Origin of the sequence: Actinomadura sp. HBU206391 (genome assembly GCF_014323665.1) — a bacterium.
Classification (GTDB): Bacteria; Actinomycetota; Actinomycetes; order Streptosporangiales; family Streptosporangiaceae; genus Actinomadura_C.
This window is the reverse complement of sequence record NZ_JABVEB010000076.1, coordinates 19,074-27,981: the sequence shown is the minus strand read 5'-3', so window position 1 is coordinate 27,981 and position 8,908 is coordinate 19,074. Positions and strand designations below refer to the sequence as shown.

The 8,908-nt window shown below is 70.0% G+C and carries 9 protein-coding genes; 3 read left to right on the top strand and 6 right to left on the bottom strand.

The window, feature by feature from the left end:
* Positions 1-1,310, top strand: a 1,310-nt coding sequence (locus HKK72_RS21510; protein WP_187236201.1) for a tetratricopeptide repeat protein, incomplete at its 5' end; no start/stop codon positions are given.
* Between the two features lie 25 nt (positions 1,311-1,335).
* Here HKK72_RS21510 and HKK72_RS21505 read toward each other — a convergent pair.
* Together HKK72_RS21505 and HKK72_RS21500 are read right to left on the bottom strand one after the other, a co-directional pair.
* Positions 1,336-2,034, bottom strand: a complete 699-nt coding sequence (locus HKK72_RS21505) for an SIMPL domain-containing protein (protein WP_187236200.1) — start codon at positions 2,032-2,034, stop codon at positions 1,336-1,338.
* Positions 2,035-2,136: 102 nt separating this feature from the next.
* Positions 2,137-3,324, bottom strand: coding sequence for an amino acid deaminase/aldolase (locus HKK72_RS21500; protein WP_187236199.1), 1,188 nt, complete (start codon positions 3,322-3,324; stop codon positions 2,137-2,139).
* Between the two features lie 304 nt (positions 3,325-3,628).
* On the opposite strand from HKK72_RS21500, the gene purU reads away from it, so the two are divergent.
* Together purU and HKK72_RS21490 are read left to right on the top strand one after the other, a co-directional pair.
* Entirely contained in the window at positions 3,629-4,480 is an 852-nt protein-coding gene (gene purU, locus HKK72_RS21495) for a formyltetrahydrofolate deformylase (protein ID WP_187236198.1), read from the top strand.
* Positions 4,481-4,822: 342 nt separating this feature from the next.
* Complete coding sequence (locus HKK72_RS21490; RefSeq protein WP_187236197.1) at positions 4,823-5,773, top strand: type IV toxin-antitoxin system AbiEi family antitoxin domain-containing protein; 951 nt, start codon at positions 4,823-4,825, stop codon at positions 5,771-5,773.
* A 200-nt stretch (positions 5,774-5,973) separates the two neighbouring features.
* On the opposite strand, the gene HKK72_RS21485 is transcribed toward HKK72_RS21490, so the two are convergent.
* The 4 genes from HKK72_RS21485 to HKK72_RS21470 all read right to left on the bottom strand — a co-directional run bounded on the left by HKK72_RS21485 (position 5,974) and on the right by HKK72_RS21470 (position 8,672).
* The gene (locus HKK72_RS21485; protein WP_187236196.1) at positions 5,974-6,405 is read right to left on the bottom strand and encodes an SRPBCC family protein; all 432 of its coding nucleotides are present in this window, start codon (positions 6,403-6,405) and stop codon (positions 5,974-5,976) included.
* A 172-nt stretch (positions 6,406-6,577) separates the two neighbouring features.
* Complete coding sequence (locus HKK72_RS21480; protein WP_315987371.1) at positions 6,578-7,381, bottom strand: ABC transporter permease; 804 nt, start codon at positions 7,379-7,381, stop codon at positions 6,578-6,580.
* Positions 7,378-8,343, bottom strand: a complete 966-nt coding sequence (locus tag HKK72_RS21475) for an ATP-binding cassette domain-containing protein (protein WP_187236195.1) — start codon at positions 8,341-8,343, stop codon at positions 7,378-7,380. Before HKK72_RS21475 ends, HKK72_RS21480 begins: the two co-directional genes overlap by 4 nt.
* On the bottom strand, positions 8,340-8,672 hold the full coding sequence (locus tag HKK72_RS21470; RefSeq protein WP_187236194.1) for an ArsR/SmtB family transcription factor: 333 nt from the start codon (positions 8,670-8,672) through the stop codon (positions 8,340-8,342). Before HKK72_RS21470 ends, HKK72_RS21475 begins: the two co-directional genes overlap by 4 nt.
* Positions 8,673-8,908 lie beyond the last annotated feature (236 nt).

Here is an 8,908-nt window from a genome sequence, read left to right as displayed (position 1 = left end):
CGGCGCTCTACTCGAAGGACTCGCGAGCGATCGGCCGGGCCGCCGGCCGCCTGGGCCGGTGGTTGCGCGGGGAGGGGGATCTGGCCGGCGCCGCGGAGGCATTCGGCCGGGCCGCCGTGATCGAGACCGGTGCGGATCCCGACCTCATCGCCCTGGCACGGGAGGCGTCCAGCGACATCATCGCCGTCGCCCACCAGGCCCATGACCAGGGCGACCACGCACAGGCGCTGCGGTCGCTGGAGCTCATGGCCCGGACCCGTCCGCGCGCGGCGGCCGCGATCCCCGGCGCGGCCGCGGCGGAGACGGACGCTGACGCGATCGAGATCGCGAAGAGGTTCGCCGGGGCCTGCGCAGCTGCGGGCGACCTCGCGGCCGCCTGCCGGTACTACGAGGGCGCGATGGCCTTCGACGCCGGCTGGGCCGCGTTCCTGGAGCTCGATCTCGCCGATCTCCTCGCCGACCACGGGCATCGCGCCGACGCCCGGGCGCGCTACGAGCGGCTGCACGAGCACGATGATCCGCAGCTGCGTCACGTCGCCGGTTCGCGGCTGCTGACCCTGCTGCGGGAGCAGGGCGACGAGCCGGCCGCGTACGCCGTCGCCCTGGCACGGGTGGCGGACCCGGATTCGCCGGCGGGCTCGATCTTCCACACCGTGCTCGGCGTGATGCAGAGCGAACGCGGCGACACCGAGCAGGCACTGCGCACGCTCCGCGGGGCGGCCGAGAGCGGCGAGCCGAACGCCCTCTACACGCTGGCCGGCACGCTGGTCGAGGCGGGCGAGGCGACGGAGGGGCGTCAGGTCTACCAACGGCTGGTCGACGACGGCGACGCCGAATTCGCCTCCAGAGCCATGCTCGGCCTGGGCCAGAGCTACTGGGAGGAGAACGAGGCGCTCGCGCGCGAATGGTTCATGCGCGCGATCGAGGCCGGCGATCCCCGAACGGCGGTGCCGGCCGCCATGCTGCTCGGTGCCTCCGCCAAGAGGCGGCGGGATCTGCCGGAGGCGCTGGTGTGGTTTCAGCGGGTCATCGATTCCGGCGATCCCTCCGAGGCGCCGCAGGCCGCCGCCCATCTCGGCGAGCTCTGCTACTGGCTCGGGGATCGCGAGGGGGTCGTGCGGTTCTATGAGCAGACGCTGGCGATGACCAAAGAGCCGGAGATGGTGGGGGAGGCGGCATTCCGGCTCGGAGAGGTCCGCCATCTGGACGGTGACACCACGGCCGCCTGGGACCTGCTGCACCGAGCGGTGGAGAGCGGCGACGACGTCTTCGCCCCTCGGGCCCGCGAGCTGCTCGCCCGCATCGCCTGAGGGTCCCTCTCCCCTGAGGAGTGGTTCAGAGTTCGGGGGCGGTCGTGGTGAACCGCGCCTCGACCGCGGTGCGGACGACCTGTTTCTGGGGCTCCAGATCGATGGCGGGCAGAGCGCCGGATTCGGTCGGCGCGGCGGAGGCCGCGACCATTCCGAAGACCTGCTCGCGTGCTCCGCCGTCCGTGCTCAGCCCCTCGTCCGAGAGCTGAACCAGGCCGGTCAGCCGGCAGCCGAGCGCGTCGGCGTAGTCCCTCGCCCGGGCGACGGCCGCGCGCACGGCCTGCTGCGCGGCCTGCCGGTAGACGTCGCTGTCACGGCGCAGCGCCCACCACGGCCCGTGCACGCTGACCAGTTCGAGCTCGCCGAGCCGGGTGACGAGTTCGCCGAGCACGGAGAAGTCGGCGACCGTGATGGTGGTGTGCACCGTGCCCTGGTAGCGGTCGACCTTCTCGTCGCGGCGCTTGTCCCGCATGATCGGAGAGATGGCCAGGCCGGAGGTCTCGATCTGCTCGACGGCGTCGCCGTACCCCTTGACCAGGTCGAGGCACTCGCGATTGCGCTCGGTCAGCCGCTCGAGGGCACGCCGCCGGTCCCTGTCCCGGGCATGGACATAGACGGTCAGCTGGGCGATCTCGGGCTCGACCTCGAGTACGATCTCGCCGCGCACGCTGACCAGAGGCGGGGTCGAGGGCGGCCGCGCCGGTGAATCCGCAGTCTCGCTCATGAGCCCACCCTCTCAACGAAGGCGTGCTAGAGGAAGGCGTGCCAGAGGAGGTCGTGCCAGAGGAGGGCGTGCCAGAGGACGGGGGTGGAAGAGGAAGGGGTCCTAGAGGAAAGCGTGGCCCTCTCCGCGATAGGTGGGCACGGCCCCGATGACGCGATTATTTTCGATCAAGTGCAGCTCGGTGAACCGCTCGCACAGCTCACCCGCCTTGGTGTGCCGGAACCACACGCGGTCGCCGACGTTCAGGAGGTCGGCGGTGGAGCCGAGCAGCGGCGTCTGGACCTCGCCGGCGCCCTCGTTGCCGTCGAAGGCGAGCCCGGTCGGCAGGTAGGGCTGTGGCAGTCGCACCTTGTCGCCGGGGCCGGACGCCATGTAGCCGCCGCCGAGACAGGTCACGACGCCGGGGCTCGGCCGCCGTACGACGGGCAGGGCGAACAGCGCGGCAGGGCGGCCGCGGAAGTTGGAGTAGTGGTCGAACAGATGGGGCTGGTAGAGCCCGGACCCTGCGGCGACCTCGGTGACGGCCCGCTCGGACGCGGTCATCTCCACGCTGCCGGTGCCGCCGCCGTTCACGAACTCCAGGTCCGGCCATACGGCATGGACGGCCTTGACGATCGCGGCCCTGCGGCGGGCGAGTTCGATGCGGGACCGGGACTGCATGGCCCGGATCATGCGCCCTCGGGCCGGCCGGCCCGGCGGGATGTCCCCGACGCCGGCGATCTGCGACTCGTACGCCATGATGCCGACCAGGTTCAGGCCCCGCCGTCCGGTGATCTCCGCGGCCAGCGTGGCGGCCTGCTGAGGGGTGTGGACGGGGGATCGGCGGGCGCCGATGCGCACGGTGCCGCCGAGTGCGCGGAAGGCGGCGTCGATGTCGAGACACACCCGGATCGGACGGCCTCCGGTGGCCTGGTCGATGAGGTCGAGGTGCTCGATCGAGTCGACCATGACCGTGACGGTGGCGGCGGCTCGCTCGTCGGCCGCCAGTTTGCCGAGTGCGGCCTGATCGGTGGTGGGGTAGGCGACGAGGATGTCGTCGCTGACCCGCTTCTCGCTCAGCCAGAGCGCCTCGGGCAGGGTGAACGCCATGATCCCCGCGAAGCCGTCCATGGCGAGAACCCGCTCGATCAGGGCACGGCAGCGGACCGACTTGCTCGCCAACCGGATCGGTTTGCCCTTCGCCCGCCGTACGAGATCCGCGGCGTTGGCGCGGAAGGCGTCCAGGTCGACGACCGCGAAGGGCGGCTCGAGGCCGGACGTGGTGGCGTCGTAGCGCTGCCGGAGGTCCATGCAGGTCAGAGTGCCACAAATTGACCAAATATGAGGAGTGTTCACCTTCATTTTGAGGCGTGGAAGCGCAGCTCAGAACCCCCTCTGATCACGACGTGAAACACCTGCCCCGTACGCCTCCGGTGTCGTGATCTTGCAGGTGCCGGGGAAGTAAGCTCGTGGGTCTGACGCTGGATGCTCCACGCGGATGTGGCCAGGGGCGGTGATCTGCCGCTCTGTGGCGTACGCCCGCCGGGACGACACCGGCTTTGGCCACCGTCCGCCTCAGGACGTGAAGACGATCTGACCTCCAGGGGAGTGAACCGTGAGCACTGAATACGTCCTGACGCTGTCGTGCCCGGACCGGCCGGGGATCGTCGCGGCCGTCTCTGGCGTGCTGGCCGAGCGTGACTGCAACATCCTGGAGAGCCAGCAGTACGGCGACCGCGACACGGGCCGCTTCTTCATGCGGGTGCAGTTCGAGACGGCAGGGAGCACCGGGGACGACGAGTTGCGCGGCGCCTTCGCGGCGTTGATGCCCGAGTTCGCCATCGACTGGCGGTTGCACGACACCCGCACCAGGCCCCGAGTGCTGATCATGGTGTCGAAAGGCGGGCACTGCCTCAACGACCTGCTCTACCGGCAGCGGTCCGGGCTGCTCGACATCGAGGTGGCCGCGGTCGTGTCCAACCACCCCGCACTGCGGCCGCTCGCCCAGTCGTACGGGATCGACTACCACCACCTGCCGGTGCCGCCCGGCGGCAAGGCCGCGCAGGAAGCCGAGGTGCTCGCGCTCGTCCAGCACTACCAGACCGACCTCGTGGTGCTCGCCCGCTACATGCAGATCCTCTCCGACGATCTGTGCGCCAAGCTGCGAGGCAAGGTGATCAACATTCACCACTCGTTCCTGCCGAGCTTCAAGGGCGCCAAGCCCTACCACCAGGCTCACGCGCGCGGCGTGAAGCTCATCGGCGCGACCGCGCACTACGTCACGCCCGACCTGGACGAGGGGCCCATCATCGAACAGGAGGTCGCGCGGGTCGACCACACCCAGGGGCCGGCGGAGCTCATGGCGGTCGGCCGCGACATGGAGTGCCTGGCTCTCGCCCGCGCCGTCCGCTGGCACTCCGAGCACCGCGTCCTGTTGAACGGCGACAAGACCATCGTTTTCCGCTGACCCGCCCCCACCAACGCGCCGTCCACCACCCACGCAGGCCCGCGCCCGCCCGCGGCGAGCCGAGCAGTCGGGTCTGTCCGAAATCGGGTGGGTGGTAAAGATCGTGTGGGCGGTGCGGTGATGCGTACCGGCGGGGTGGGGCCGCAGAGCGGTGGCGCATAAGCGCCCAAGTGCATGATCACGCCAGGCGCTTTCCCCGCCGTGATCATGCAGTTGTTCGCGCTATCGGGGCCCGATTTCGTGGTACTTGTCGGTGCTTGTGCGATCGGCAGGTGCTGCGCGTGTCCACAGATGGCGTGGGCCCTCTGTCGTGGCCGTGGTGATGGGACGCATCGTGGGCCCATGGATGGACTCACCTTCAGCGAGGCGGCCGAACGAGGGATCTCGAAGGGCCTGCTGTCACGTCGTGTACGTGACGGGCTTCTCGCGCCCATCACGCGTGGCGCGTACCTGTCCCCGGATCGGATCGGTTCATTGGAGGCGCGCGCGTCGGTGATCAGTCGGCTGTTACCGCTCCACAGTGCCGTGGCCCGCCGTACGGCGGCCTGGCTGTGGGGGCTCGATGTCCTACCACCGGGGGTGGACGCCGCGCGCTGGCCGGTCGAGTTGGTGGTGCCACCAGACCGCACCCCGCCGCGGCGGCCCGGCATTGAGGTGAGGCTGTCTCAACTGCCGCCAGCCGAAGTGACCGAGGTGTCTGGAGTGCGGGTGACCTCGATGGAGCGTACGGCCATGGACTGCGGGCGCTGGCTGCCCAGGCTCGAGGCGGTGGCGGCGGTCGACCAGTTCCTTCGGCGCAACGTCGATCCGGGCCGACTCGGCGAGATGGCGGCACGGCTGGCCGGCGAGCGCAACGCGAGGTTGCTTCGGCACGTCCTGGCCACGGCCGACCGAGGCGCCGAATCACCGGGCGAGAGCTGGAGCAGGGTCCGCATCATCGACGCCGGCCTGCCTAGACCGGGCACTCAGATCCCGGTGATGGGGCCGCGCGGTTACCCGCTGTTCATCGACCTGGGGTACGAGGACTACCGGGTGGGAGTGGAGTACGACGGCGAGCGGTACCACAGCACTCCCGCGGCCCGGGCGAACGACGAAGATCGTCGGCGCTGGCTGGAGGCGCACCACGGCTGGGTCATCATCCCGATCACCAGTGTGGACGCGCTCGTGCGCCCCGGGCCGTTCCTGACCGCCCTTGTCACGGCACTGCTCGACCGAGGCTGGAGGCCGGACGACGAGCAGATGATCGAAATTGCGACAAACCTCTCCCGGCTGGCCGGCCCGCGAGCGGCGTGACCGAGGGAGCCATCCCCGTCGTGATCATGCAGTTGTTCGCGTGCGAGTGACCAGGGTTGGCGGAGCGGCGGGGATGGAAGCTCAGAGACGGGGGCCGCTGCGCTTAAGTGCATGATCACGCCAGGGGTTTCTCTGCCGTGATCATGTAGTTGTTCGCGTTCCATCGGTGGACTTGTGCGTGTGCCGTGGCGTGTGGCGGGTCAGGGCTCGGCGAGGACCTTGATGAGCGCGCGCATGACGTTCGAGCGCCAGCCACTGCCCATTCCCCGGAACGCGAAGGCCTGTACGGGGTCGTCGAGGTCGAAGCCGGCGTGCGTGACGAAAAGACGGGTGCCGTGCCCCTCCGCCGCGAGCCGCCAGGTGACGGTGGTGTCGAGCGAGCCGCCGCCCCAGCTGATGCGCAGCAGCCGCTCCTCGTCGAGTTCGAGGACCTGGCAGGAGATGGTCCCGTCGAACTCGATCGAGGGGATTGGCCGGGTGGTGAAGGTGAACCGGTGACCCACGACGGGCTTGAAGTCGCTCGGCATCAGCCAGCGGGCCAGCAGGTCCGGATCGGTGAGCGCCCGCCATACCTTGCGCGGTGGATGCGGCAGGAACTCATCGACCTCGATCGATCCACGTCGGCCGCTCATCTCCGCCCTCGGTCCCCGTCTCTCGCCGCAGCGGCAGCCGCCGACGCAGCCGCAGCGGCAGCCGCCGACGCAGTCGCAGCCGCCGTCGCTGCGCCTGTGCCGCTGCCTTGGTCCGTGCTTCTGCGTCCGCCTCTGTGAGTCGAGTACATCATCTGGTTCTCCCGGCCCGGAGTCATGGCCTGCGGAAACGGGTCACGGCGATGGTGCCGAAAACTCCGATGATCGCTGCGGTCCAGATGAGAGCGCGCGCGACATAGTGACCGGTGGAGTGGCCCAGCAGCGTCTCGGCCGCGCCGCCCTGGGTCACGGCACGGACGGCGTCGATCATGACGGTGACGGGCTGGTGCTCGGCGAAGGCCTGGAGCCAGCGCGGCATCGTCTCGACCGGAACGTAGGCACTGGAGACGAAACTGAGCGGCAGCGCCAGGAAACCGAACCCTTGCGCGGCCTGCGGGCTGCCGCTGAGCAGGCCCAGCGTCACGAAGACCCACACGAACGCGAAACCGAAAAGGGCGCACAACCCGAGCGCGGCGAGCGCGGAACCCCAGCCGGCGTGCGTCCGGAACCCGGTGGCGAAGGCGAGCCCGGTGGTGATCGCCAGGATCCAGGTGACGCGTGCGGTCTCGGAGATCACCTGGCCCGCGATGACGGCGGTGCGAGGCATCGGCAGCGACCGCAGCCGGTCGAAGAACCCCTCCTTGAGATCCTCGGCGGCCGCCGAGGCGGCGCCGATGCCGGCGAACAGGCCGGTCACCGTCAGGAGACCAGGGACCATGTAGTCGACATAGCGCATCCCGCCGGTGCCGATGGCCCCTCCGAAGACATACCGAAAGATCAGCAGGAAGGCGACGCTCTGCACCATGCCGAGCGCGATGATCTGCGGTGACCGCAGCACCTTCTTCAGCCCGCGCAGGGTGACCATCCAGGTGCCGACGGCGAGACTCGAACCGTTCCCGGGCAGCGTGGAGGCGGTCACCGGGCGCTCCTCTCGATGACGGGTTCGGCCGCCGCGCCGGTCAGGTTGAGGAAGACCTCGTCGAGGGTGGGGCGGCGGAGGGCGATGTCGTCGACGTCGACGCCCAGATCGACGAGCGCCTGTACGGACTGCATGAGCCGCTCCGGCCCGTTGTCGACGTCCACGGTCACCAGAAGGGCGGCGGGATCGGTGTGCACGGTGCCGTGGCCGAGCAGGTCGAGGCTCCGCCGCACCGGATCGATGGCGGCCTGGTCACGGACGTGGATCTCCACCAGGTCACGGCCGACCTGGGACTTCAGCTCGCCGGGGGTTCCGTTGGCGATCACCCGTCCATGGTCGATGATCACGATCCGGTCGGCGAGACGATCGGCCTCGTCCAGGTACTGCGTGGTCAGCAGCACATCGGTGCCGCCCGAGACGAGCGTTCGGATGGCGTCCCACAACTCGACGCGGCTGCGCGGATCCAGCCCGGTGGTCGGCTCGTCCAGGAGCAGCAGCCGAGGCGCGCCCACCAGGCTGGCGCCGAGGTCCAGGCGACGGCGCGTGCCACCAGAGTAGGTACGGACCAGCCGGTCGCCCACATCGGTCAGAGCGAGGCGTTCAAGAACGGAGGCCGCGCTCTCCTTGGCGCGGCGGCGGTCCAGGCCGAAGAGCCGCGCGACCATCTCCAGATTCTCCCGGCCGGTCATCGCCCCTTCGACGGCGGCGTACTGCCCGGCCAGGCCGATGACCCGCCGGATGCGGTCCGGCTCGCGTACGGCATCTATGCCGGCCACCCGCAGGGTGCCGGCGTCCGGGCTGACCAGCGTGGCCAGCGACCGGACGAACGTGGTCTTGCCCGCCCCGTTGGGGCCCAGCAACGCCACGACCTGACCCGGCTCGGCGACCAGATCGAGGCCGTTGAGCGCCTCGACCCGGCCGAACCGTTTGATGAGGCCCCTGGCCTCGATGATGGGCGTCACGCCCCACCCCTCTCGTCCTCTTCGGTCTCGTCGAGCAGCTCGCGCAGTCCGGTCAGCCGCTCTCGCCAGAACCGTTCGTACGGCGTGAGCCACTGCGACAGTTCCATCAGCGGACCCGCCTCCAGCCGGTAGAGCCGCTGCCGTCCGCTGCGCTGCTCGCTCACCAGCCCGGCGTCGCGGAGCACCTTCAGATGTTCGGAGACGCTCGGGCGTCGCATCTCGAAGTGCGAGGCCAGGTCGTTCACCGAATGCGGCCCGTCGAGCAGCAGGTGGATCAGTTCACGCCGCACCGGGCTGGCCAGCGCGGCGAAGACGTCCACAGTGTCCATGGCGGGCAAACATACGTAGGGAATTGCCTACGCGTCAATTCCGAAGCACCGGGTTCCCGCGGCAGGGCCCGACACGCGGCGCGTGCGGGGCCGGAAAAACAGTGGCTGCCCGGCCGCCACGCGCGCTACGTTCCGAGGGTGTTCTTCTTCTTCCACCTGCGTTGACGGCCGCCGGCGGGCCGTGGAGTGACCCACCGCCGGCGATGCGGGGCGGCCGTCCGCCGTCCCGAGTCGCG